The following is a 24,966-nucleotide window of genomic DNA, read 5'->3' as shown; positions in this document are numbered from 1 at the left end:
TTAAAAAATAACTGTTTGAAGTAAAAATATTTAAACACGCTCTTCTAAAACAAAACAGCAGGAATAGAATAACCCTGCTGTTTTTTTATTATCAATGAATTGATTTCTTATCTTTCAATCATAATATTCTTAACAAGGGTTTCTTCGCCCACTTTCAAAACTCCAATATAGACTCCGTTCTGAAGAGATGAAACATTAACCTTTCTTTCGTTATTGACTTTCAAAAGTGACCTTCCCAAAGAATTGCTGATTTCAAAGCTGAAATCCACTCCCTTAGAATCCGGTAAGTCAATATTAATCATATTATTGGCTGGATTAGGGTAGATCTTTACAGCTTCCAGTGAATTTTTTGAAGCGGGTTTGCTCATGGTGGTTGATGCTGCTGCAAAATGCTGTAAAGCACCCACGGTTGCTTTTCCGATCTTGTATACATAAACAGGATCCATATTGGTGAAAGTATCCTTAGAGCTGTGAGGGTAAGTGCTTCTTATCCTTTCAAAAAATCCGGTAATCACTTCACCTTTCTGTTCGAAAGGAATATAATCCGTATCAGCTGCCGGATCTACAGCAGTCAGAAGAGGAGAGTAGAGTGCTGTACAATTTCTTAGTTGTTGAGTGACAGCAGCAGAAGCTGCATTGTTACTGGAAACACCTCCCTGGTCTTCATCACAATATACGGTTGTATTGTTGTTTCCTTTCACTCCGCCTACCTGATCCAGATTGAAGACCAGTTTGATATCTAATTTGCGGACACCTCCCTGATATACTACGTTGTTCACATAATGGCTGCTTCCTTTTAATCCCTGTTCTTCACCTGAAAAATGGATGAACTTTATAGAATATTCAGTAGGAACGTTTTTCAGAATCCTTGCTGCTTCAAGAATAATAGACGTTCCGCTGCCGTTATCATTCACTCCAGGGCCATAAATGGTATCGAAATGCCCACATATAATGACATACTTGTTAGGATACAGCGTTCCTGTTTTGGTGATGATTAAATTTTTGGAACTGGTACTTCCAAAGGTAAAAGGACTTTCTTCTATCTGGCTCGCAGTATAGCCGTAAGAAAGATACTTGTTTTTAATCCAGTTCAGGGTATTCGTATTCGCTACTGAACCTGTGGTTTTTACGCCTAAATTACTGAATTCCTGGAGATTGTTGGTGATGTTGGTTTGTGTTACCAGGTCAGCTCTGTCTTTGTAAGCCTGAATAAAAGTTTGAGCCGCAACACTCTGCATCATCAATGCAGAGCATAAAAGTGTTGTGATTTTTTTCATATAAATAATATTATTTTGGTAACACGAATGTAGTAAATAAATCACAATAAAGTGTTTAATATTTTAAAATAAAAGAATATTTACTATGAATATCATATTGATTATTGCGAATGTTTTGTAAATACTGTAATGTGGATCTGGTATAAAAATAAAAACCTTTGAAACTATTCAAAGGTTTTATTTACAAATAGAGGCTTGCATATTGTATTATCTTTCAATCATCACTTTTCTGACAACCTTTTGATCCCCAATTTTTAAAATTCCGATATAAGCTCCGTTTTCAAGTGAGGACGCGTTAATTTTGGTTTCATTGTTTCTCTTGAAAATAGAACGTCCTTGGAAATCAGTGATTTCAAAAGTGAAGTTTTTAACCCTGGAATCCGGAAGTTCAATATTGATGACATCTTTGGCAGGATTTGGATAGATTTTTACACTTTCCAGTGTGTTTTTTACAGCGGTTTCATGCGTTCCCAATGTTCCGGTAGCAACGGCGAAATGCTGCAGTGCTCCCACAGACGCTTTTCCTATCTTGTAAATGTATACAGGATCTGTATTGGCAAAAGTATCATTCACTGTATGCGGATAGGTGCTTCTTATTCTTTCAAAGAAACCTGTAATCACTTCGCCTTTCTGTTCAAAAGGGATGTAATCCGTATCAGCAGCGGGATCTACAGCAGTCAGAAGAGGAGAGTAGAGTGCTGTGCAGTTTCTCAGTTCCTGAGTTACAGCAGCCGAAGCTGCATTATTGGAAGAAAGTCCGCCTTGATCTTCATCACAGTAAACAGTATTGTTGTTATTTCCCATCACACCGCCTACCTGGTCGAGATTAAAAACAAGTTTAATATCCAGAACACGAGTGCCGCTCTGATACGCTACATTGTTGACATAATGCTTACTTCCCAGAAGTCCTTGCTCTTCCCCGGAAAAATGAATGAATTTTATAGAATATTCAGTCGGAACATCTTTCAGAATCCTTGCTGCTTCAAGAATAATAGAAGTTCCGCTTCCGTTATCATTGATTCCCAGGCCGGTAATACTGTCGAAATGTCCGCAAATAATTACGTATTTATTGGGGTATACAGTTCCTGTCTTGGTAATAACAAGGTTTTTAGAATTATAGCTCCCTGCTGTAAAAGGGTCTTCTACAATCTGGCTGGCTGTATATCCGTAAGAAAGATATTTGTTTTTGAGCCACGTCAGGGCGTTGGCATTAGCAGCTGACCCAGTAGTTTTTACCCCTAAATTAGCAAATTCCTGAAGGTAAGTTGTAATATTGGTTTGATTTACCATATCCGCCCTGTCCTGATAAGCCTGAATGAAACTTTGAGCGCCAATACTTTGAAAAGCAACAGAAGCCAATAAAAAAGTAGTGATTTTCTTCATTCTATGAAAGTAATGCTGAATATTCCTGAATGTAAAACAGATTTAGAATATTCCACCTGACATTATTTATTAATGATTATTTTTTTTGTAGTATTTCCTTTATCGGTTTTAATGGTAAAGGTGTAGACTCCGTTTGTTAATCCTGAAGTATTTATTTTGTCCTGGTTTTCAAGCGATAACACAGTATTTCCTGACATGTCGTTGACTTCAACTTTGAATTGTTTTACTTTTTCCTGAAATTCCACAGTCACAAGATCTTTAGCCGGATTAGGATAAAACCTGATGGCTTCTGTTGAGTGTTGTGCTGTATCTTTAGTGCTTAAAAGATTGCTGGTTGTAGAGGCAACGGCAAAGTGCTGTAAAGCTCCCACAGCTGCTTTTCCTACATTGAAGACATATACAGGATCCAGGTTGGCAAAAGTATCACTTACTGTATGTTCGTTTTCACTTCTCAGATATTCGTAGAACCCGGTAATGGTGTATCCTTTCGCCTCAAAAGGCATATAATCGGAGCTGTAAGCATACGAAAGATTCGTCTGAAGAGGAGAGTAAAGGGTAGTACAGTTCATCAGTTCCTGTGTTACAGCAGTAGAGGCTGCATTGTTGGAAGACACTCCACCAGTATCTCTTTCGCAGGTAATCGTATTGTTGTTATTTCCAATAAGCCCACCTACCTGGTCAATATTTAAAACCAGTTTTATATCCAAAACCTGACTGCCATTCTGATAAGCTACATTATTTACATAATGGTTACTTCCCACAAGCCCCTGTTCTTCCCCGGAAAAATGAATAAACTTGATAGAGTATTCTGTTGGAACATTTTTCAATATTCTTGCTGCTTCAAGAATAATGGAAGTTCCGCTTCCGTTGTCACTTACTCCAGGGCCTACAATTGTATCATAATGCCCACAGATAATAACATATTTGTTAGGGTAGACTGTTCCCGTTTTGGTAATAATTAAATTTTTTGAAGTGTTGCTTCCGTAAGTAAAAGAATCTTCGGACATGTTAGTTGCTGTATATCCGTAGGACAGATATTTGTTTTTAAGCCAGTCAAAAGCATTGTTATTGGCTGTTGTGCCAGTTTTTTTAATTCCAAAACCTGCAAATTCCTGAAGGTTTGTACTAATATTGGTTTGGGTAACCATATCTGCTCTGTCCTTATAAGCTTGAATAAAACTTTGTGCACTTATATTCTGCAGTGCAATGGATGTGAGCAAAAAAGCTGCAACTTTTTTCATTTTTGATACTTTCTTTAGATATTGCTAATATAGCAATAAATCATCATTTATTGTTAGTTATTAACTGGAATAGTGTTGATTTGTTTGATTTATCAATAATAATTTATCTTTTTATTAAATTTATTATTGTGTTAGGTTAAAATTCGCTAAATAAATAAAATTTAGGTAAATTTTTCTTTATTATTGAATATGTTTAATGATAAATTCATCTTTTGTGAATTCTAACTCATAAAGTTTACTGTTGTTATGGTAATTAGAATGGAATTTACCATATAAGAAATTGAAAAGTATATAACCAAAAAAATCCCGGGAAAACCCGGGACTTATATTGATAACAAAATCTATTCTACATTATTTTACTTGATCTACAACAGCTTTGAAAGCTTCAGGGTGATTCATTGCTAAATCTGCTAAAACTTTTCTGTTAAGTTCGATGTTGTTCTTTTTAAGAGCTCCCATAAATTGAGAGTAAGACATTCCGTGCTCTCTAGTTCCCGCGTTGATACGAGTGATCCAAAGTGCTCTGAAATTTCTCTTTTTCTCTTTTCTACCACGGTAAGCATATTGCATTGCTTTTTCTACCGCGTTTTTAGCTACAGTCCAAACGTTCTTTCTTCTTCCGAAATAACCTTTAGCGTGCTTAAAAATTTTCTTTCTGCGAGCTCTTGAAGCTACGGCATTTACTGATCTTGGCATAATTTAAATTGTTTTTTTGAAAAGGGCGGCAGTGTTATTGCTCTTATTTGCACCGTTTCAGGGTTAAAATTGTGAATTTGTTTGAATTCTTATAAACCGAATATAGATTTATAAAAACTACTTAATTGCTAATTGACGTTGAACGCTTTTCTCATCCACTTTAGCTACGTAAGAAGTAGACGTAAGATTTCTCTTCTGCTTAGTTTCTTTCTTAGTTAAGATGTGGCTTTTGTAAGCGTTTTTTCTTTTGATCTTACCTGTTCCGGTAAGAGCAAAACGTTTCTTAGCACCTGATTTCGTTTTTAATTTTGGCATTGTTTTGCTTTTTTATTGTTTTTGTTATCAATATCTGTTTTGGCTACTCCTAAAGACATTAGGAATAATAGTTTGCAAAATTACGAAAAAAAAGTGATACACGAAAGGAATTTTTAATGTATATCAACAGGAAGGTCTTTTGGGTTGAATTATAAAGGCAAACCCATATCAATACGGATTTGCCTACAATGCTATACGTTCATAAAAACGTAATGATGTTCTTATTCTTATTATGATTTAAAAAACTCCAGAAGATCTCTGTTGATGGTTTCAGCCTCTGTAGTTGGCATTCCGTGTGGAAAACCGGGATAGGAAATCAGTTTCCCGTTTTTAAGAAGGGTAGCAGCTACCTTGCCTGTGGTTTCAAAAGGTACAATCTGATCATCTTCACCGTGCATTACCAATACAGGAACATCTACACTTTTAAGATCCTCGGTGAAATCTGTCTCAGAGAATGCTTTCACACAGTCATAATGTGCTTTGATAGAACCATTCATACCTTGTCTCCACCAGTTTCTCTGGATTCCTTCTGAAACTTTGGCTCCTTCTCTGTTGTACCCATAAAAAGGGAAGGTAATATCGATGAAGAATTGCTGTCTGTGTTTTGCGGTATTGTTTCGGATATCATCAAAAACGGAAATAGGAACTCCATTCGGGTTATTCTCATTCTGAACCATAATAGGTGTCACTGCACTTACCAGAACGGCTTTTGCCACTCTTCCGTTACCATGCTTTGCTACATATCGGATTACTTCACCACCGCCTGTAGAATGTCCTACGTGGATTACATCCTTCAAATCCAAAGCTTTAACAATTTCTGCTACGTCAGATGCATAAGTATCCATATCATGTCCGTAAGGTGTCTGTTCAGATCTTCCGTGTCCTCTTCTGTCATGAGCAATTACTCTATAACCCTGTTCCAGAAAGAAGAACATTTGGGCATCCCAGTCATCACTCGATAATGGCCATCCGTGGTGAAAGAAAACCGGCTGTCCTTTCCCCCAATCTTTGTAATAAATTTCTGTTCCGTCTTTTAATGTAAGTGTGCTCATTGTTTCTTTTTTTAATATTAATAAATAGTGTGTTTGATTTTTTATATCACAAATTTAGATAGAAAATCTTTAGAATATCTTGATCTAAGATAATAATTGTTTAAAAATTTGTTAACAATAATAATGTATAGGTAATACTCTTTAAAGAGTAAATAGATTGAAAATGTTTTTGTTACGAAGAAAATACTCAAAAAAGTAAGGCAGCACAAAATATACCTGATAATCGGGATTGCAGTATTTGACGGTTCTCTCTAATATTGACGATGAATATGAAACATACAATTCAGGTAGGCTTGATCATTACTATTTTCAGTCAAACCTGCTGAACTTATTGTTAACCTGTAAATTTAAACTGTTATGCTTTCATCCGCAGACCTACACCTGGAAAGAGCTTTATTTTTTGCTGTCTTAATTATATTTTTTGGAGCAGGATTCCTGTGTACGCTGATTACTTTCATTATCAATTTTATACAAAAGAAAGATAAAAAAGTGGTGTATTACCTTCTTATATTTCTTATTTCCGGCCTTATCGGAGTAGTTTTAACTGCATTTTATTGTTACATGATCCTGTTTGAACAGGCCGAAACCTATAGGCCGTAAGAAGATGTGATGCATTATATTATGAAACAGACTAAACTAAAAACCACTGATATCAGGGATGTTTTTATACTGTCTCTATTTTTATCTTTGACCTAAAAATCTAATAAAGATAAAACGGTTAAAATCTCTCCCGAATAAACAATAATTTATAACTTTTATAGCTTTCTTTTTCACACCCGATTCAACGATAAATTCTTATTTCGAATAAACACTAAAAAACTATGGGTAAAAACACTAGCCAAATACAATGGAGTGAGGAAGAAGCTGTAAAAGTAATATTGATGCGTATCTTGGAATTATGCAGCTACTCTGGAGGTAACCTCAGGTAACAGGGAATGCTGTAATGCTTTCCGACATTATAAAATTTGACGAATGGCGCACCGGATTTATTTATACAACTACGATCAGAAAGCAAATCAGACATTCGATACCTATCTGGGCGAGTGGAACTATGAAATTCCATTATTGCTGTATCCTCTGCTCGCAGAAGAGATCAAAGTGGAAGGTGTTGAATTTTTCTCCGATAAAAACCAGGGAATTGTTCAGCTGCGTTATTTTTTCAATCTGCTGGCAGATACTTTTCAGCTGCATTACAAGAAAGCTTATTACGAACCCGTTAATAAGATGTTCGAGTTTCTGGAAGCTTTACCTTACGACACTTTTGTATTGAATGCAACAGATGTTTTCAATATGAACGAAGAAGAACATACGGTACAGGCAAAGGAATGGCTGGTAGAAATTCAGCAAAAAAGCAAGCTGTATAAAAAGGCTGTTAAAGCCCGTAACCTTTCGCTGCTGGATCCCTTGTTTTCACAGACAGGATATTCCTCATTTCTTGAAATTTTACAAACCGACTGGGTTAATTACGGATTAGGATATTTTGAAGAGCTTGCCTATAAAAAAGCGGCATCTTCTGTATTTGAAGAGAACGGGAAGTTTGGCCTTAAAGATGCAAAAGGGGGTATTTTAGCTCCGGCAGTTTATGATGATATTTTTGAAGCCGATGATTACTACAATATATCGGTAATTCAAAAAGGTGCTTTTTTTGGTTACCTGCAAAGTGACGGAAAAGAATGGGTTTCTCCGGTATATGAAGATGCTTTTGACGTATTCGATTTTGGGCAGGAACCTTTAGGTGAAGTAAAGGTGAATGGCAAATCAGGGATTTTAAAAATCTATTCAAACACCTGGATGATTCCTGCGGAATACGATGCCATTGAAAGAGCAGCCTATGGATTTCTTTTGGTAGAAAAAGATGGAAAATTCGGAGTTTACAACGATGAAAACATACTGATTATCCCTATTGAAAGCGAAAATCCATATGAATATGATTATTTCCCTGAATTATTTTTCACCAGACAAAAAGGTACCGGAAAACGAAAATATTATACAAAAGAAGGAAACTATCTCGGAGACTTTTTAGAAGGCAGCATCTCAAAAGCAAGTACCTGTTTCTGGATCAAACCGAACAAATTTGACAAGAAGGGCAGATTGATTGATGAAAGAGGCCGCCTCATTATAGACGAAGCAGATCAGATGATCTTAATTGATAATTATGAAACTCTTGCTGTTCGTAAAGACAAAAGCTGGAAGATCTATCATGCTTTAAAACATCAGTTTCTGCTGGAAAATGAATCTGTTAGTAAAATAAAAGCACAGTCCAATGCCGGATATAAAAATAATGTCTTTATCCTGGAAACCAATGCAGGATCAGGACTTTTTGATGCAGGTAATGGAAATTGGTTAATCACTCCCCAACCGGAAATTAAGCAGATTCACTATCTGGAAAATGGATTTTTATCGGTTCAAAAGAATGAAGGGTATCAATTGTTCGATTTTGAGAATGGTCTGTCAGCCCAATTGTATGATTATATTTCCAATCCTTTGAATTACAGAACAAAAGAAGGTTTATTGTTTCTGTATCAGGGTGAAAATATGTTGAGGATGCATGAAGACAAAAGCATTCACCGGGTAGAGGCTTCCGAATATGGTGCCGTTTATCTGGACCGGTATTCATTCCGGGGAAAAGATCTGGAATACTTTACTTCCTTTTATAACCGTTGGAAAAGCCAGAAAGGTAAGAACCCCGAACAATTCATGGAGGTTGGAACGATTAAAAAAATGGCTTTTGACGAAAAGGAAAACCAGAATTACCACGAAGCACTTCGTCTTTTTGAGTTATCTGCTCAAAAGGGTGACATGGATAGTTTGGTAGAAATAGGGCTACTGCTTACGGATCCTGAAATAGAATCATTATTTGATCCGCAAAGAGGCATTACATATTACGAAAAAGCAGCACAACGAAACCATCCTATAGCCTGGAATAATATCGGGGCTTTATACCACAACGGAATAGGGTATTCTTTTAATATCAAAAAAGCAATTGAGGCCTATGAAAAGAGTGCCGAGCTTGGTGACGAAATGGCACTTGTCAACCTGGGTGATCTGTATTATTTTGGACAACACGTGAAGCAGGATTACAGTAAAGCTTTGGATTTTTATCAGAAAGCTGAGAAAAAATATACCTACAATTACGATAAAATCTCAGAAATCTATTACCAGTTAAGAGACTATAAAAACCTCTTGGTATACTTGAAGAAAGACTATGATCAATCTTATTCCGGGATTTATTACGGCATTATCTACGAACACGGTATGGGAGTAAAAACGGATCTGAAGAAAGCCATTAAGTATTATGAACAGGCCAATACTTACAGTGCCTACGAATATGCAACACAACGTTTGATGTATTATTATGGTGAAGATCCGGTCTTTAAAAATGAAAAGAAATACCTGAAGTGGAGTGCTTTTGCTGAAAAGCATGGTTTCGAAACAGATTAACAGGGATTTACCTATATTTACGTTCCTTAATGGAATGCAATTTAATAAAGATAAGGGTTTGATGCACAGGTTATTACTTATATTTACTTTACTTATTTGTCCATTTTTTGTTCAGGCACAGGATGTTTTAAGCAAATTAGAAAGAGAATACAGCCATGCCTCAAACAATACGGCAGAACAGCTCAACCTGGCTCCCAGGTACGCTACAGCATTATTCTTTCATAATCTTAAGCCCAAATCTTACCAGATTTTAGATACTAATATTTCCCTTGCTGCAAAACAGGCGGATGGAAAGTATGCCACAATTTTATATGCGGTACAGGCCATGAATTACCGGCTGGATAATAAAACCGCGGAGTCTTCAAAAAGCCTTGATATGGCTAGGGCATACAGCTTAAAAACGAATAGTAATGAAGCAAAGGGTTATGTACAATATGCAAAAGGCTGGATTCTGGTACGCAATAATAAAACGACCGATGCTGTCGCTGCTTACCTGAAAGCGATCGAATATTATGAAAACTCACCAACTACTTCCACACTATATGGAAGATTGGGTAATGCAGCCAAGGAATTATCTGCCATTTATTCTGACCTGAATGAATATCAGCTGGAAGAAAAATACAGCAAACAATTTCTATTGTTAGCTTCCAAGCAAAATGACCCCAATCTTATCTTTGATGCTTACATGCGGATGGGGTACGTATATGAACAAAAATATACACAGGAGCCATCCAATACAATGTTTCGAAATAAAACGGAACAGTATTATTTACAGGCTATTGCGACTTTTAATAAAAATAAAGATGCGATGCTTAGCAGAAACAGCCTCTCATATGCTGCCATCAATTTAGCTAATTTATATACTGGGTTTGACAGTGATAAAGCTATGCAATATGCACAGTTAGCCAATAAAGTGAGCCTGGAGATTGGTGATGCTATTCACATTGCTTCTTCCTTTGGAATTCTGGCAGAATTGGCATTGCAGGATAAAAATTATGATTTAGCCAAATCTTATTTTCTGAAAGCCTCCATGGAAATTGGGAAAAGCCCGGTAAGAAATCATATGATAGAATTGTCTATCCTTGAATCTCTATCCAGAATTAGTGAAGAGCAGGGTAATTATAAAGAAGCACTGACTTATTATAAAAGCTATGTTGATCAATACAAGAGCATTTACGATCAGGAAAAACTGGATATCACCAAAAGATTAGAATCACAGTTTGATAAAGAGCGACAGGAGCAAAAGTACATCAAGCTACAGCTCGAAAGCGACAAGAAAGCACAGGAAATCAAACTTATTAATATTTTGCGTGCACAGCGTGAACAGGTTTATAACAACCTAAAATTGGTAGAAGAAAACCAGCGTGAAAGACTGAAATTCTCAGAACTTGAATCCGAGAAAAAAGAACAGCAGCTTCGTTTGGCAAAACTGGAAACCCAACAGAAGAATAACGATATTAATACCTTTAAAAAACTCCTGGCGTTCAAGGAAAAGATCAATACGTACTACATTTTTTTTATTATTTTTTTCATCATTTTGATCCTCTTGTTGCTGTATGCCTATAAGCAGCGTGCCAGGTCTATTAAACGAAGAGACGAACTGCATGCTTTAGCCATGGAACAGGAAAAGCAAAACTCGAAAATATCTACCCTTACTGCATTGCTTGAAGGGCAGGAGCAGGAGCGTGGCCGTCTGGCCCGTGATCTCCATGACGGATTGGGAGGTTTGCTGTCCGGAACTAAGCATCAACTTTCTTATTTAAATCCTCATCAATCCGAAAATATTGAAGAAGGAATTTCAAAATCAATTGAACAGATCGATGGTGCTGTGGAAGAACTGAGAAGGGTGGCACATAATCTAATGCCTGATTTATTAACAAAATACGGTCTGGAAGTGGCTATTCAGGAGTTTGCTTCCCGAATTTCCAATCATGCTCTGGAAATCCATACAGAGTTTATCAATTACAGCAATTCCATATCGAAGGAAAAGCAATTGATCATTTACAGGATTATTCAGGAACTGGTCAACAATGCGATAAAGCATGCCGAGACTTCTGAAATTATCATTCAGGTAAGCGAAGAAGAAAACCTAATAAATCTTACAGTAGAGGATAACGGTAAAGGTTTCGATCATACCAATTTAGACGTTAGAAAAACGGCAGGTTTTCACAATATAGAATTGAGAGTCCAGTTTTTAAAAGGAACCATGAATATCACCTCCGAATTAAATATTGGCACCAGTATAGAACTTCAAATCCCTATTCATTAAACATGATAAAAGTAGCCATAACAGACGATCATCCGCTTCTATTGGAAGGTCTGAAAAATATTTTAGGCAACAGCGGAACAATAGATGTCGTAGATTGTTTCAAAAGTGTCTCCGAAATGAATGCAGGCCTTGCAAAACAGGCGGTTGACATTCTGCTGCTCGACATTAATCTGGAAGATACCAACAGCATTGAACTCATCAAACCTTTAAAGAAAAAGTACAGCAGCCTTCAGATTATTATCCTTAGTGTTCATAACGAACTGCCCGTCATCAACAGTACTCTTGCTGAAGGGGCTTTGGGATATATTCAAAAAAATGCTTCAGTTTCCGAAATTATAGAAGGAATTAATGCTGTATATAGCGGTAACAGGTTTTTATGCTCTCAAACCAAAGCTGTTCTGGAGAAAAAATCAACAGACGGATTAAGTCAGGTTCCGAAACTAACCAGAAGAGAAAAAGAAATTCTGGGTGAAGCAGCAAAAGGGCTTACTACCAATCAAATGGCGGAAAAGCTTTTTATAAGTCCGCACACGGTAGAAAGCCACCGCAAAAATCTTATCGAAAAATTTCAGACCTCCAACCTGAGTTCAGCTATAAAATTAGCTATAGAATACGGCTTGATTATCGAATAAAATAATCATCCCGAAAAAAGGCTGCTCACATCATGTAAGCAGCCTTTTTCTTATATAATCAAATAATTTGGGTGTGTACGGTTAATCTTTAAATTTCAACGCAGCCTGAAACAGATTCTTTTTGTCTACTAAATCGTATTCGTCATTGTAAACCGGCTGGTACATCAGGATGAAAACGCTGCCATCAAAATCTTTTAAACTGATGGGCTGATCTACCATGATATCATAAAATCTTGTAATCGTACGGGTAGCAGTCCATTGCTTTGCATTGCCTTTTGGGTTTTTATCAAATCTGTGATCTTTTGCATCTGTATAATACCAGTATGAAGGCGCGGAATCCATCAGAAACATTTCTTTATCCTTGTTATAGAGCTCTTCGGCCATACCTGTATTCTGGAACCATGGAACTTCAGTATTCAAAACGCCCAAAGCTCCTGCATAGATGTCTTTATTTGTTGTGGCACCCACTAAAAATCCTTCCAGATTGGAAGACGTGATTTCAAATAAAAAAGGAGATTTTTTCAGTTCATAAACATCATTCACGGGGTCAATTACTTTTCCATCCTGTTTAATAACGACTTTTAACGATTGTGCAAAAGTCATAAAACTTAATAAACAAAAAAGAAGGGTCAAACTTAATTTTTTCATTGTATCTCTTTAAATAATTGCAGCAAAGATATTAGACTTTATTTCCCTGTGCACTCGCTGATTTCAGGGGTTTTTATTTCATCAAATTAAAGCAGGTCGGTCTTCAGCTGGATTTTTATATAAGCCGTTTTATGTTTTTTACCATTAGCCGAAGCAGAGTTAAGAGGGTAGACTTCTGCATAGAAAGTGTCATTATCGGTCCAGAAAGCCTTTTTATCATCTGCTATTTTAAAGTTGGTGAAATTCACATATAAAAGGTTGTCCTGTTTCTTAGTTTGAGGAAAGTATTTAGAAATAACAAAATTACTCCCCACATCATGATTGGATGAAATGAAGGTAACCCAGCCTTTAGTTGGAAGGATTTGCGGATAACCTTCTGTACTCAGTTCAAACATAACTGCATTTTTTAAATTATAAAAAGAATAGTAGGAATCTGCAGCTTCATCAGAATTTTCTTTGAATACTTCCAGGTTTAAATAAGGCGACCTTCCTACATATTCATTGGCAAGCGGTCCGGTCTCGGTAGAGATACTTTCATGTTGTGTAATGGCGTCTTCTCTGCCGTTTTCTTTGTAAACCCAGTTATCTGCCTGCAGTTGTATATTGGGATTTTTTACCAGCTTTTCACCAATTTGTTTTTTTGAACTGGCTTTAAATTCCTGTTCAGAAATCTCCACAATGGTCCCGAACTTCTTAAAAGATTTATTCTTAGAATCACTAGATTCTCTAAAAGTGCTGCTTCTGATCTCATAAAGGTCAACCCCTTTTAACGTAAGTTCGTATGCCGGTGTGAATTCCGACTTCAGGACAAACGCTTCAATACTGTTCGAAATGTTATTATTAATGCTGTAATGAATAGAATAGAAGTCCTCAAACTCTTCAAATCCATAATAATTATCGAGTTTATTGTAAGGCATTTTCAAATAGGGAGCATCTGTACTCGGCGCGGTAAAAAACTGTACAGAATCCAGTTTAGTAAATAATTGAAACGGTACCTCCTGAACATTGTCCACGCCTTGTATTTTTTTGAAATCGGCAAATGTTACCGTTTTCTGCTTTACTTCAGTTTTTACATTATGTGTTTCTGATGTTTTATCCTTTTGGTTACATCCTGCAAGAATCACCATGGATGATATAAAGAATTGATTGATGACTTTCATTTTTATATTTTTGCGCAAATGTATCAGTATTCGGACCAATAGCCAATAAAACCACCTGATATAGGGAATAAATGGCCGAAAACAGGGATATTTTGAACGATGGATTTTGGAGAATTTTACAAAATGAAAACCTCAATATTGTAATTTACTTTATAAAAATGAAAAACTTAATAATCAGCCTTTCAATGGTGACTGCTTTATTAGCATCCTGTTCACCTTCTTCAGACAAAAAAACAGAAACAAATACATCTCCGGATACTCAAAAAGAAGTGGCATCATCTCAACCGGAACCAGTAGAAATTCCAGCTGATTTTTCAACATTGGTTCCTATTGACGTATTGAATAGTAAAAGCCCCAATGTGCATGATAAATATGGGATAGAATTCTCCGGGAACTGTTACTCATGCGATTTGGCCAGTCTTTCTATAACGAAGAAGCAGATCAGATGGACCAACGTCTGTGATGAAAAAGACACTTTTGAAATTGATGATTTTTCATACACTATTGAAGAAAACAAAACGATCTTTAAAACACCGGAAAGAACCTATATTTTAACTCAAATAGATAAAGCACCCGTTTACGAACTTGTGATAGAAGGCAAAAAACTGGAGTTAAAGAACAAAAGAATATCAAAATATTTTACCACCAAAAAAGCTTTGCCGCTTTTCACAGAACATGACTGTGGAGATTTTGAGGGATAAGCCGTAGAGTAGCCCGGGACAGTCTTGTCTTAAAATATAAGCATAAAAAAACCTCAAAGTAATTTGAGGTTTCTTTATATAAAATAATGACTTAATTATTTTGCTGGTTTTTTAGGACTCATCATCATAATCATCCTTTTTCCTTCAAGTTTAGGAAGTTGGTCTACTTTACCCACATGCTCAAGTTCCTGAGCAAGTTTTAAAAGCAAAATTTCTCCCTGGTCCTTAAAGATAATCGAACGTCCTTTAAAAAATACGTAGGTTTTTAATTTAGAACCTTCTTCAAGGAATTTTTCAGCATGCTTCTTTTTGAATTCGTAATCGTGATCATCAGTCTGAGGTCCGAAACGGATCTCTTTTACTACCACTTTTACCTGCTTGGCTTTAAGTTCCTTCTGTTTTTTCTTTTGCTCGTATAAGAATTTCTTGTATTCCAATACTCTTGCAATAAATGGTTCTGCCTTGTCAGAAATTACTACTAAATCCAATTCCTGTTCTGCAGCAATTTGTCTTGCTTTGTCAATTGGATAAATTCCTGGCTCTACGTTATCGCCCACTAAACGAAGCTCTCTCACACGAATTTTATCGTTGATCAAGTGAGCGTCCTCTTGTACCGGACGTCTCTGTGGGCCCCTGTTGTTAAATCTTTGTGCTATTGTATTATAATTTTATTGGTTAATTACTTAATTTAATTGATTTAAATATTTAAAATTAAAAGATTCCAGTTAATTATTAAAATTTTTGAATCCTTCAATCTTTTAATTTAAAAGTTATATGGCTGCTTCTTTTTTGAAGTAAGCAACGAAATCCTCCAGCTTCATCACTCCAAGATCTCCTTCTCCACGTCTTCTTACAGAAATCGTGCCTTCTTTCTCTTCATTTTCTCCTACAACAAGCATGAAAGGAATTTTCTTCAATTCAGCATCACGGATCTTTTTACCTGTTTTCTCATTTCTTTCATCAATCTGACCGCTAATATCGTGATTTTCCAAAAATTGTGAAACTTTTTTTGAATAATCTACATATTTTTCACTGATTGGTAGAATAATAAACTGATCCGGGCTCAGCCATAACGGGAAATCACCTGCAGTGTTTTCCAGCAGAATAGCGATAAAACGCTCCATAGAACCGAAAGGTGCTCTGTGGATCATCACCGGTCTGTGCTTTTCATTATCATTTCCGATATAATGAAGATCAAATCTTTCCGGTAAGTTATAGTCTACCTGAATCGTTCCAAGCTGCCATTTTCTTCCCAAAGCATCCTTCACCATGAAGTCAAGCTTCGGACCGTAGAATGCCGCTTCTCCGTATTCTACTACTGTTTTTAACCCTTTCTTTTGAGCTGCATTGATGATCGCACTTTCTGCTTTCTCCCAGTTTTCATCAGAACCGATATACTTTTGTTTGTTTTCAGGATCTCTTAATGAAACCTGAGTTACAAAATCTTCAAACCCTAAAGATTTGAATACATACAACGTAAGATCAATTACTTTTTCAAATTCTTCAGAAAGCTGATCCGGAGTACAGAATAAGTGAGCATCATCCTGAGTAAATCCACGAACTCTCGTTAAACCGTGAAGCTCTCCACTTTGCTCATATCTGTATACCGTACCGAATTCTGCATATCTTTTTGGCAAATCTCTGTAGCTCCATTGTGAAGTTTTGTAAATTTCACAGTGGTGAGGACAGTTCATCGGCTTCAGCAAAAATTCTTCTCCTTCGTTCGGCGTTTTAATCGGCTGGAAGCTGTCTTCACCATATTTATCCCAGTGTCCTGAAGTTACATACAATTCTTTGGCTCCAATATGTGGAGACATAACGAATTCATAACCTCCTTTTTTCTGAGCATCAGAAAGGAAATTCTCCAGTTTTCTTCTTAAAGCAGTACCTTTTGGCAGCCAAAGTGGTAAACCTGCACCTACTTTTTCAGAGAATGCGAAGATTCCAAGTTCTTTACCTAATTTTCTGTGATCTCTTCTTTTAGCTTCTTCCAATCTTTCTAGATATTCTGTCAGATCTTTCTGCTTAGGGAAAGAAATACCATATACTCTTGTTAATTGTGGGTTCTTTTCATTACCTCTCCAGTAAGCTCCTGCTGCATTTAATATTTTAACCGCTTTTACGATTCCTGTATTCGGAATGTGACCACCACGACATAAATCTGTGAAGTTATCGTGGGTTACAAAAGTGATTTCCCCATCATTAAGATTAGAGATCAATTCCACTTTGTAAGGGTTATCTGCATACGTCTTCAAAGCTTCTTCTTTAGAAACCGGATATAAAGAGAAAGTAGAACCTTTCTTTGCATTTTCCAGGATCTTTTTCTCAATCTTCTCAAAATCTTTTTCAGATAGACTTTCATCCCCGAAATCTACATCATAGTAGAATCCGCTTTCGATAGCAGGACCGATGGTCAACTTAGCATCAGGATAAAACTCAAGGATTGCCTGCGCCAGAAGGTGGGCAGAAGAGTGCCAGAAAGCCTTCTTTCCAAGATCATCATTCCAGGTCAAAAGCTGTACCGTAGAATCCGTGGTTATAGGTGTGGTCGTTTCTACTTGTTTGTCATTAACAATTGCGGAAATGGTGTTTCTAGCCAATCCCTCGCTTATAGATTTTGCCACATCAAGGGGAGTCACTGCTCCCTCGAATTCTTTGACACTATTGTCTGGAAGTGTAATTTTTATCATTGTTTACTAAGAAATTTTAAGATGCAAAAATACGGAATTTTTAGATAAAATACTATATTAGCATATATTTAGAATGAGAATTAATATTAAAAATGTAAAAGATGCAGATGGTTTTAGTCTCACTGAATTCCATATTTCGTTTTTCATAGAAAAATACCTTTGATTTTTTATTCAAGATAACATCAATATTAAGATACTTAGTCTATTTGTAAGTCTTTAAAAACAAATTAATTACAATTAATATGAATGCTATAAATGTTGACCTTCACTGCGATTTATTATGCTATTTGCTGGAGCCGGGTTCATTAATTAACGACAAAGAACTTGGATGCTCACTTCCTTATTTAAAAGAAGGAAATGTAAAGCTTCAGGTGATGGCTATATACTCCGCGACAGGGCAAAATAGTACTGCTTACGGAGTAAAACAGAGCGAAATATTTTCAGATCTCCTGCAAAATGAAAGTTTTTTCTTATTCGATGGTAACAATTATAAAAATCCTGAAAATATAGGCAAAGTAGGAGTTATCGCTTCTATTGAAAATGCATCCGGCTTCTGTGGCGAAGATGACACTTTGGAAACGGGTTTTAAAAATCTGGAAGCGATCATTGAAAAAACACAACGAATTCTTTACCTTGGAATAACCCATCATACTGAAAACCGCTTTGGAGGAGGGAATAATTCCGATGTAGGGTTGAAAGATGACGGAAAAGTCTTGCTTGACTATTTCTCAGAAAAAAACATTGCTATTGATCTTGCCCACACCAGTGATCAGCTTGCCTATGGAATTCTTAATTATATTGATCAGAGAAACTACAAAATTCCTGTTATCGCAAGCCATTCCAACTACAGACAGGTACATGATAAAAAGAGAAATCTTCCCGATGAACTGGCGAAAGAAGTGATTAAAAGAAAAGGGCTGATCGGACTCAATTTTATCCGCAATTGTGTCGATGATACAAATCCGGAAATGTTATATGAACATATTCAGTACGGCCTTGATTTGGGCGGAGAAGATGCAGTTGCGTATGGTGCCGATTTTTTCTTCTGTAAAAACCATCCTGATAAATCCCGTCATCCATTTTTCTTTAAAGGATATGATGATGCATCTGCATTTAATGCTATCAATAAAGAAATTGAGAAGCGTTTTTCACATGAACTGATGGAAAAAATCAGCCATAAAAATGCATTGAATTTTATAAAGAAGATGTATAAATAAAATCATCATCCGATTACATCACAGCATAATTAACAGGTCGCTCCGGAGGAGCGACCTGTTAATACCTAAATCTATAAAAGATTATATTAAAAAATGTTTTTTGATGTTTTATTTTACATGAAATAAAACATTGTAAATTATTGAAAAATATATTATTATATATTCTTATTTAATGCTTTCTTTTATACTTTACTTTCTGCTTGATAATCTCAATTACGTCCACATTCTGAACTTTGGATTTAATCCATCCGTGGATGTCAATATAGAATAATGAACGTCTATAATATTCATTATTGGAATATTCTTCCAGCTTTTTATCAAAGCTTTCAAAAGCTTTTTGTCTCTGATCCGGGATTTGATTATTCAGGTTCTTAAAAAACTGAATGCTTTCAAAATGGAATTCTTCCGGTTTTTTCATTTTCTTCGCAAATTTCAAAGTAGAAGCAATAAATTCATCATAATCTTCATCATTGCCAGACTCATATTTTGCCATTAAGATCAGAATTCTTGTATGGAACAAGAGGTCTTCCTGTACATTTCCTTTGGATTCTATAATCCTCATAGAATATTCAATGGACTTTTCAAACATTTTACTTCCGAAGAACATGGCGGCCATTTTAAGGTAAAGAATCATAAAATGGTGCTCATCAATCCTCTCTCTGAGCTTTTCCATTTTTAATTCCACTTCAGGAATAAGTTTGGTTCCTGTGAAGAATTCTCCTTTTACAAAGTGAATATTCATCAGCGTATTGTACTGAGTAAGAAAAATAAGAGACTGAAGGTTCTCATTCTGAACAAAATTCTCCGAATGAACCATTGTATTGAAGTTCTCGAAATGTTCCTCCAGAATATCAATATTTCCGTATAAAAACAAAATTTTCAGCAAATACGTATTCCCTTTGATATACCAGACAGGATGGCTATAGATCATTTCAGGTTTCTTGTGAAAAAGATCGACCCATTGATAAGCATATTTCAAGGTATATTTATAGTCCTGTAAAAGCTGGTTTTTCCAGACATGGGCTTTGTAATACCATAATTTTTCCGTAAAATTCAGCTTCTCCGGGTTAATACTTTTAATCTCTGCGTTAAAAATATCCATAACTTCCTGCCGGTCTGCATCGTTTTTTACATAACCATGGGTCAGCATTTCGCTATATAATTTCAACGAAAGATTGGATAATTTTGTTGTATAACGGTTTTGTTTACTGATCTCCTGAGACTGCTTGATAAGCTCTTCGGCACGACCTTCAATACTTCGTGTAATGAATTGTGATTCAATTACTTTTTCAAGATCTATGATCTCCGAAGCAATACTCTTTTCATCCAGTTCCAATGCTGTCTGCTTGGTTTTGTCTAATATCTTTAAAGCCTGCTTATAAAGTCCTTTCTGATAGAGGATATTGGCAAAATCTAACTGTTCGCGAAGCTGGATTCTATAATTCTGATGACTCGGGTTCATACGGAGACTCACCAAAATCTGCTTGTAAAGATGAGCCTTAAGATTAGAAAGCTGTTGTTTTGTAGATATTTTTTTTTCAATAATAGTACTTTCGTCATATTCTTTCATCTTGTCCATCTCAGAAAATAACAATAGAAATTTGGCATCTACGTTAATTCCGAGACGGTTTACGTAGAGTTTAAACTGTCTTTTTTCAGAGGTGGTCAATGACTTTACCAATACAAACAAAAAATCTTTCTGCAATTCTGCCATTGTAAATTTTAAGGAATTAAATTATTGATTAATAAATAAATACAATTGTTTTTTAAGCTGTTGAATATTGTAATTTTCAGAAAAAGTGAAAATAAAAAAATATCGCAAGCTGTAGTTTTGAGCCAAAATTAAGTAAAAAACTTCACTTATGAATTCCGAAAAAATCGAAATATTTGATACGACACTGAGAGATGGGGAGCAGGTTCCGGGATGTAAACTGAATACGGAACAGAAGCTGATTATTGCTGAAAGGCTTGACGAATTAGGAATTGATATCATTGAAGCAGGATTCCCGATTTCCAGCCCGGGAGATTTTGAATCAGTTTCAGAAATTTCAAAACTGGTGAAAAATGCAAAGGTATGCGGACTCACAAGAGCGAACAAAAAAGATATTGATGTAGCAGCAGAAGCGCTGAAGTTGGCAAAGAAACCAAGAATCCACACAGGAATCGGGACTTCGGATTCTCATATTAAATACAAATTCAACTCAACAAGAGAGGATATTATTGAGAGAGCAGCAGAAGCAGTAAAATATGCGAAAACATATGTTGAAGACGTTGAATTTTATGCTGAAGATGCAGGAAGAACGGATAATGAATATCTGGCGCGAGTGTGTGAAGCCGTGATCAAAGCAGGAGCAACTGTCCTGAATATTCCTGATACCACGGGATATTGCCTGCCGGAAGAGTATGGTCAGAAAATAAAATATCTGAAAGAAAACGTAAAGGGAATTGAAAAAGCAGTGCTTTCATGTCATTGCCATAACGATCTGGGACTGGCTACTGCCAATTCTATTGCCGGAGCAATTAATGGAGCCCGCCAGATTGAATGTACAATCAACGGATTGGGAGAAAGAGCGGGTAATACAGCGCTGGAAGAAGTCGTCATGATTTTAAAACAGCATAAAAATCTGAATCTGCATACTGATGTGAATTCCAGAATGCTGAATGAAATGAGCGCAATGGTATCTGATCTGATGGGAATGTCTGTGCAACCCAACAAAGCTATTGTAGGAGCTAATGCCTTTGCTCACAGCTCAGGAATTCATCAGGACGGAGTCATTAAAAACAGGGAAACATATGAAATCATAGATCCTGCAGAAGTAGGCGTGAATGCCTCTTCAATCATTCTTACTGCCAGAAGCGGACGTTCAGCATTGGCTTACCGTTTCAAGCATATCGGTTATGAGGTTACCAAAAATGAACTTGATTATCTGTATCAGGAATTTTTGAAAATCGCTGACCTTAAAAAAGAAATAGACAACGATGATCTGAGTGTTATGATGGATTCTTTCGCCAGAAAAATAGGATAGGTTTGATTTAAAATCAAGATAAAGTAAACAATGAACAACAGTAAAAAGACACTTTTTGATAAAGTATGGGACGCTCATGTGGTAGAAACCATTCCTGACGGACCTCAGATCATTTATATCGATAAACATCTTATTCATGAGGTAACAAGCCCTCAGGCTTTCGCAGAACTTGAATCCAGAAATCTGGAAATCTTCAGACCTGAACAGATTGTTGCGACTGCGGATCACAATGTACCTACCTTGCATCAGGATCAGCCTATTAAAGATGATCTTTCAAGAAATCAGGTAGAACAGCTTACAGAAAACTGTAAAAAAAATAATATTGAACTTTTCGGATTGGGACATCAATATCAGGGGATTGTTCATATCATCGCTCCGGAATTAGGAATTACCCAGCCGGGCATGAGTATTGTGTGTGGTGACAGCCATACCTCTACGCATGGGGCATTTGGATCAATTGCCTTTGGGATTGGAACCAGCCAGGTGGCTCAGGTATTTGCCAGCCAGTGTTTATTTCTGAACAAGCCGAAATCAATGAGAATTACCGTCAATGGCAAATTAAACGAAAATGTTCAGCCTAAAGATGTGATTCTTTATATCATTTCAAAAATAGGAACAGACGGCGGAACAGGATATTTCTGCGAATATGCAGGTAATGTCTTCGAAGAAATGTCAATGGAAGGAAGAATGACGGTCTGCAACATGAGTATTGAAATGGGTGCGAGAGGCGGAATGATTGCTCCGGATGAAACTACTTTTGAATACGTAAAGGGAAGAAAATTCGCCCCGGAAGGAGAAGACTGGAATGAAAAAGTAGCCTATTGGAGAACCTTGAAAACAGATGAAGGCGCTGTTTTTGATCAGGAACTCAGCTTTGATGCTGCAGATATTTATCCTATGATTACCTACGGTACTAATCCGGGAATGGGGATTTCAATCCGTGAAGTGATTCCGGCACCGCAAAATGAATCTGAAGAGAAAGCTTTACAATATATGGGACTGGAAGCCGGACAGGCAGTTAACAGTATCAAAGTTAATTATGTGTTCATAGGAAGCTGTACCAATGCAAGAATAGAAGATTTCCGTTCTGCAGCCCAGTATATTAAAGGGAAAAGCAAATCTGAGGCTGTAAAAGCACTGATTGTTCCCGGATCTCAGCAGGTGGTTAAACAGATTTATGAGGAAGGTTTGGATAAAATATTCAGTGATGCAGGATTTCAGATTCGTCAGCCGGGATGTTCGGCATGTCTGGCGATGAATGATGATAAAATCCCGGAAGGAGAATATTGTGTTTCCACTTCCAACAGAAACTTTGAAGGCAGACAGGGACAAGGCTCAAGGACAATTCTTGCCAGCCCGCTTACTGCAGCAAAAGCAGCCATAGAAGGTAAAATATCAGCTTTTGAAAGTTTAAACTAAACAGATTAAAAGTAAATGCAAAAATTAGTTGTTTTAAAATCCCGTGCAGTTCCACTGCCGGCAGAAAATATAGATACAGACCAGATTATTCCGGCAAGATTCCTGAAAAGTATAGACAGAAAAGGGTTCGGAGAAAATCTGTTCAGAGACTGGAGGTTCAATATTCATACTGGGGAACCTAATCCGGACTTTGTTTTAAACAATCCCAAATTCGGTGGTGAGATTCTTGTTGCAGGAAATAATTTCGGTTGTGGGAGTAGTCGTGAACATGCTGCCTGGTCTTTAACGGATTATGGATTCAAGGTCATTGTTTCAAGTTATTTCGCGGATATCTTTAAAGGAAATGCTTTGAATAACGGCCTTCTTCCTGTAAAAGTTTCCGAAGAATTTTTAAAAGAAATTTTAGAGGGTATCAATGAAAATCCTGATAATGAAATCGCTATTGATGTAGAACTACAGTCCATCAGCTTTAAAGATACCACAGAAACCTTTGAGCTTGATTCCTATAAAAAAATATGCCTGCTGAATGGCTATGACGATATTGATTTTTTAATCAGCAGAAAGCAGACGATCACAGAATTTGAATTAAAAACACAAAAAGCAAATGAGCGACAATTATTTTAAAATCGCGGTTCTTCCCGGAGATGGGATTGGCCCGGAAATCATCGGTGAAAGCATTAAAATATTAGATGCTATTGCTGAAGCTTTTCAATGTAAATTCCATTTTGAATATGGATTAATCGGTGCAGAGGCTATTTTTAAAACTGGAAATCCTTTGCCCGAAGAAACGCTGAAAATCTGTAAAGAGTCTGATGCTGTACTGTTCGGAGCTATTGGTGATCCGGTTTTTGATAACAATCCGGAAGCGAAAGTAAGACCTGAACAGGGATTATTGAAACTTCGCAAGGAGTTAGGATTGTTTGCCAATATCCGTCCTTTAAAAACCTATGCCTCTCTGATTGATAAAAGCCCATTGAAAAGAGAAATTATTGAAGGTGCTGATATTCAGATTTTCAGAGAACTGGTAAGCGGAATCTATTTTGGTGAAAAATTTACAGATCCGGAAGGTGCTTACGCTTATGATGTCTGCAAATACAGCCGTGAAGATATTATTCCGATTGCGCACATGGCGTTTCAGGAAGCACAGAAAAGAAAGAAAAAGCTTACGCTTATCGATAAAGCCAATGTTTTGGATACGTCAAGATTGTGGAGAAAGACGTGTCAGGAAATTGCACCGGAATATCCGGATGTAGAGCTTGATTATATGTTTGTGGACAACGCAGCCATGCAGCTGATCCTTAATCCTAAGCATTTTGATGTCATTGTAACGGAAAATATGTTTGGTGATATTATTTCCGATGAAGCAAGTGTGATCGGAGGATCCATCGGATTATTACCATCTGCTTCAGTAGGAGAGAATAATGCTTTGTTTGAGCCTATTCACGGATCTTATCCACAGGCGAAAGGGAAAGGAATTGCCAATCCTGTTGCTTCTATTTTAAGTGTGGCGATGATGCTGGATCATCTTGGTTTAAAGACCGCAGCCGAAAAATTAAGACAGTCGGTAGAGCATGCTATTGAGAATAAGTATGTCACAATCGATCTTAATAGCAAACAGTATTACTCCACAAGTGAAGTGGGAAGCTTTATTGCCGATCATATCAGATATTCTGAAAAGTCTTATTACAATTTTGAAAATATTAAGATCGGAAAATCGACCATTGTATAGAAACAAAAGTTCAGTTAGATAGTTAGAAAGAAAAGTTCCGCCTCGTATGAGACGGAACTTTTCGTTTTTC

Annotated in this window: 21 protein-coding genes; 10 read left to right on the top strand and 11 right to left on the bottom strand. The window is 36.5% G+C overall.

The window, feature by feature from the left end:
* Positions 1–107: 107 nt before the first annotated feature.
* From A1704_RS01415 to A1704_RS01390, 6 genes are all read right to left on the bottom strand, one after another.
* Positions 108–1,277, bottom strand: coding sequence for a M20/M25/M40 family metallo-hydrolase (locus tag A1704_RS01415; RefSeq protein ID WP_062669762.1), 1,170 nt, complete (start codon positions 1,275–1,277; stop codon positions 108–110).
* Positions 1,278–1,484: 207 nt separating this feature from the next.
* Positions 1,485–2,660, bottom strand: coding sequence for a M28 family peptidase (locus A1704_RS01410; protein WP_062669760.1), 1,176 nt, complete (start codon positions 2,658–2,660; stop codon positions 1,485–1,487).
* A 62-nt stretch (positions 2,661–2,722) separates the two neighbouring features.
* Entirely contained in the window at positions 2,723–3,901 is a 1,179-nt protein-coding gene (locus A1704_RS01405) for a M28 family peptidase (protein ID WP_062669758.1), read from the bottom strand.
* Between the two features lie 351 nt (positions 3,902–4,252).
* Entirely contained in the window at positions 4,253–4,597 is a 345-nt protein-coding gene (gene rplT, locus A1704_RS01400) for a 50S ribosomal protein L20 (protein ID WP_002979659.1), read from the bottom strand.
* Between the two features lie 117 nt (positions 4,598–4,714).
* Positions 4,715–4,912 carry a 50S ribosomal protein L35 gene (gene rpmI, locus A1704_RS01395; RefSeq protein ID WP_034694453.1) on the bottom strand — a complete coding sequence of 66 codons (198 nt, stop codon included), beginning with the start codon at positions 4,910–4,912 and terminating at the stop codon, positions 4,715–4,717.
* Positions 4,913–5,142: 230 nt separating this feature from the next.
* On the bottom strand, positions 5,143–5,964 hold the full coding sequence (locus A1704_RS01390) for an alpha/beta fold hydrolase (RefSeq protein WP_062669756.1): 822 nt from the start codon (positions 5,962–5,964) through the stop codon (positions 5,143–5,145).
* A 357-nt stretch (positions 5,965–6,321) separates the two neighbouring features.
* Here A1704_RS01390 and A1704_RS01385 point away from each other — a divergent pair, with 357 nt between their 5' ends.
* The 4 genes from A1704_RS01385 to A1704_RS01370 all read left to right on the top strand — a co-directional run bounded on the left by A1704_RS01385 (position 6,322) and on the right by A1704_RS01370 (position 12,306).
* A complete protein-coding gene (locus A1704_RS01385) occupies positions 6,322–6,564 on the top strand; it encodes a hypothetical protein (protein WP_062669754.1) in 243 nt (80 codons plus the stop codon).
* A gap of 372 nt (positions 6,565–6,936) precedes the next feature.
* Complete coding sequence (locus A1704_RS01380; protein ID WP_062669752.1) at positions 6,937–9,405, top strand: tetratricopeptide repeat protein; 2,469 nt, start codon at positions 6,937–6,939, stop codon at positions 9,403–9,405.
* Positions 9,406–9,466: 61 nt separating this feature from the next.
* Positions 9,467–11,674: a tetratricopeptide repeat-containing sensor histidine kinase gene (locus A1704_RS01375; protein ID WP_062671530.1), complete on the top strand. Its 2,208-nt coding sequence runs from the start codon at positions 9,467–9,469 to the stop codon at positions 11,672–11,674.
* 2 nt (positions 11,675–11,676) lie between these two features.
* Complete coding sequence (locus A1704_RS01370; RefSeq protein ID WP_062669750.1) at positions 11,677–12,306, top strand: response regulator transcription factor; 630 nt, start codon at positions 11,677–11,679, stop codon at positions 12,304–12,306.
* 81 nt (positions 12,307–12,387) lie between these two features.
* On the opposite strand, the gene A1704_RS01365 is transcribed toward A1704_RS01370, so the two are convergent.
* Both A1704_RS01365 and A1704_RS01360 read right to left on the bottom strand, forming a co-directional pair.
* Positions 12,388–12,954, bottom strand: coding sequence for a hypothetical protein (locus tag A1704_RS01365; protein ID WP_062669748.1), 567 nt, complete (start codon positions 12,952–12,954; stop codon positions 12,388–12,390).
* 86 nt (positions 12,955–13,040) lie between these two features.
* Positions 13,041–14,114 carry a hypothetical protein gene (locus A1704_RS01360; protein ID WP_062669746.1) on the bottom strand — a complete coding sequence of 358 codons (1,074 nt, stop codon included), beginning with the start codon at positions 14,112–14,114 and terminating at the stop codon, positions 13,041–13,043.
* Between the two features lie 158 nt (positions 14,115–14,272).
* Between A1704_RS01360 and A1704_RS01355 the strand changes: the two genes are divergently transcribed.
* Complete coding sequence (locus tag A1704_RS01355) at positions 14,273–14,815, top strand: hypothetical protein (protein WP_131797462.1); 543 nt, start codon at positions 14,273–14,275, stop codon at positions 14,813–14,815.
* A gap of 95 nt (positions 14,816–14,910) precedes the next feature.
* Here the strand turns inward: A1704_RS01355 and infC are convergent, their stop codons facing one another.
* Entirely contained in the window at positions 14,911–15,411 is a 501-nt protein-coding gene (gene infC, locus A1704_RS01350; protein WP_027372223.1) for a translation initiation factor IF-3, read from the bottom strand.
* A gap of 174 nt (positions 15,412–15,585) precedes the next feature.
* Positions 15,586–17,505: a threonine--tRNA ligase gene (thrS, locus tag A1704_RS01345; RefSeq protein ID WP_062669742.1), complete on the bottom strand. Its 1,920-nt coding sequence runs from the start codon at positions 17,503–17,505 to the stop codon at positions 15,586–15,588.
* Positions 17,506–17,747: 242 nt separating this feature from the next.
* On the opposite strand from thrS, the gene A1704_RS01340 reads away from it, so the two are divergent.
* Positions 17,748–18,722, top strand: coding sequence for a dipeptidase (locus A1704_RS01340; protein WP_062669740.1), 975 nt, complete (start codon positions 17,748–17,750; stop codon positions 18,720–18,722).
* A gap of 169 nt (positions 18,723–18,891) precedes the next feature.
* Here the strand turns inward: A1704_RS01340 and A1704_RS01335 are convergent, their stop codons facing one another.
* Positions 18,892–20,436 carry a hypothetical protein gene (locus tag A1704_RS01335; protein WP_062669739.1) on the bottom strand — a complete coding sequence of 515 codons (1,545 nt, stop codon included), beginning with the start codon at positions 20,434–20,436 and terminating at the stop codon, positions 18,892–18,894.
* 148 nt (positions 20,437–20,584) lie between these two features.
* Between A1704_RS01335 and A1704_RS01330 the strand changes: the two genes are divergently transcribed.
* From A1704_RS01330 to leuB, 4 genes are read left to right on the top strand one after another with little or no spacing between them, the layout of a single operon-like run.
* A complete protein-coding gene (locus tag A1704_RS01330) occupies positions 20,585–21,748 on the top strand; it encodes a 2-isopropylmalate synthase (protein WP_082798676.1) in 1,164 nt (387 codons plus the stop codon).
* Between the two features lie 30 nt (positions 21,749–21,778).
* Positions 21,779–23,167 (top strand): 3-isopropylmalate dehydratase large subunit, encoded by a 1,389-nt coding sequence (leuC, locus tag A1704_RS01325; RefSeq protein ID WP_062669736.1) that lies wholly within the window; start codon positions 21,779–21,781, stop codon positions 23,165–23,167.
* A gap of 15 nt (positions 23,168–23,182) precedes the next feature.
* The gene (leuD, locus tag A1704_RS01320; RefSeq protein WP_062669734.1) at positions 23,183–23,791 is read left to right on the top strand and encodes a 3-isopropylmalate dehydratase small subunit; all 609 of its coding nucleotides are present in this window, start codon (positions 23,183–23,185) and stop codon (positions 23,789–23,791) included.
* The gene (gene leuB, locus A1704_RS01315; protein ID WP_062669733.1) at positions 23,772–24,896 is read left to right on the top strand and encodes a 3-isopropylmalate dehydrogenase; all 1,125 of its coding nucleotides are present in this window, start codon (positions 23,772–23,774) and stop codon (positions 24,894–24,896) included. The genes leuD and leuB overlap by 20 nt, the downstream gene beginning before the upstream one ends.
* The last annotated feature ends 70 nt before the right edge of the window (positions 24,897–24,966 follow it).

The sequence above is a fragment of the Chryseobacterium cucumeris genome, assembly GCF_001593385.1.
GTDB lineage: Bacteria > Bacteroidota > Bacteroidia > Flavobacteriales > Weeksellaceae > Chryseobacterium > Chryseobacterium cucumeris.
Note: the sequence above shows the minus strand (reverse complement) of the source record. Positions and strands in the feature narration are given on the sequence as shown.

Excerpts from the sequence above, each read along its gene's own strand:
- A1704_RS01405 (WP_062669758.1), bottom strand. The coding sequence starts at position 3,901 with ATGAAAAAAGTTGCAGCTTTTTTGCTCACATCCATTGCACTGCAGAAT.
- A1704_RS01330 (WP_082798676.1), top strand. The coding sequence starts at position 20,585 with ATGAATTCCGAAAAAATCGAAATATTTGATACGACACTGAGAGATGGG.
- rplT (WP_002979659.1), bottom strand. The coding sequence starts at position 4,597 with ATGCCAAGATCAGTAAATGCCGTAGCTTCAAGAGCTCGCAGAAAGAAA.
- A1704_RS01385 (WP_062669754.1), top strand. The coding sequence starts at position 6,322 with ATGCTTTCATCCGCAGACCTACACCTGGAAAGAGCTTTATTTTTTGCT.
- A1704_RS01340 (WP_062669740.1), top strand. The coding sequence starts at position 17,748 with ATGAATGCTATAAATGTTGACCTTCACTGCGATTTATTATGCTATTTG.
- A1704_RS01380 (WP_062669752.1), top strand. The coding sequence starts at position 6,937 with ATGGCGCACCGGATTTATTTATACAACTACGATCAGAAAGCAAATCAG.
- leuC (WP_062669736.1), top strand. The coding sequence starts at position 21,779 with ATGAACAACAGTAAAAAGACACTTTTTGATAAAGTATGGGACGCTCAT.
- A1704_RS01365 (WP_062669748.1), bottom strand. The coding sequence starts at position 12,954 with ATGAAAAAATTAAGTTTGACCCTTCTTTTTTGTTTATTAAGTTTTATG.
- A1704_RS01375 (WP_062671530.1), top strand. The coding sequence starts at position 9,467 with ATGCACAGGTTATTACTTATATTTACTTTACTTATTTGTCCATTTTTT.
- leuD (WP_062669734.1), top strand. The coding sequence starts at position 23,183 with ATGCAAAAATTAGTTGTTTTAAAATCCCGTGCAGTTCCACTGCCGGCA.
- A1704_RS01415 (WP_062669762.1), bottom strand. The coding sequence starts at position 1,277 with ATGAAAAAAATCACAACACTTTTATGCTCTGCATTGATGATGCAGAGT.
- A1704_RS01360 (WP_062669746.1), bottom strand. The coding sequence starts at position 14,114 with ATGAAAGTCATCAATCAATTCTTTATATCATCCATGGTGATTCTTGCA.
- thrS (WP_062669742.1), bottom strand. The coding sequence starts at position 17,505 with ATGATAAAAATTACACTTCCAGACAATAGTGTCAAAGAATTCGAGGGA.
- A1704_RS01355 (WP_131797462.1), top strand. The coding sequence starts at position 14,273 with ATGAAAAACTTAATAATCAGCCTTTCAATGGTGACTGCTTTATTAGCA.
- A1704_RS01390 (WP_062669756.1), bottom strand. The coding sequence starts at position 5,964 with ATGAGCACACTTACATTAAAAGACGGAACAGAAATTTATTACAAAGAT.
- rpmI (WP_034694453.1), bottom strand. The coding sequence starts at position 4,912 with ATGCCAAAATTAAAAACGAAATCAGGTGCTAAGAAACGTTTTGCTCTT.
- A1704_RS01335 (WP_062669739.1), bottom strand. The coding sequence starts at position 20,436 with ATGGCAGAATTGCAGAAAGATTTTTTGTTTGTATTGGTAAAGTCATTG.
- A1704_RS01410 (WP_062669760.1), bottom strand. The coding sequence starts at position 2,660 with ATGAAGAAAATCACTACTTTTTTATTGGCTTCTGTTGCTTTTCAAAGT.
- A1704_RS01370 (WP_062669750.1), top strand. The coding sequence starts at position 11,677 with ATGATAAAAGTAGCCATAACAGACGATCATCCGCTTCTATTGGAAGGT.
- leuB (WP_062669733.1), top strand. The coding sequence starts at position 23,772 with ATGAGCGACAATTATTTTAAAATCGCGGTTCTTCCCGGAGATGGGATT.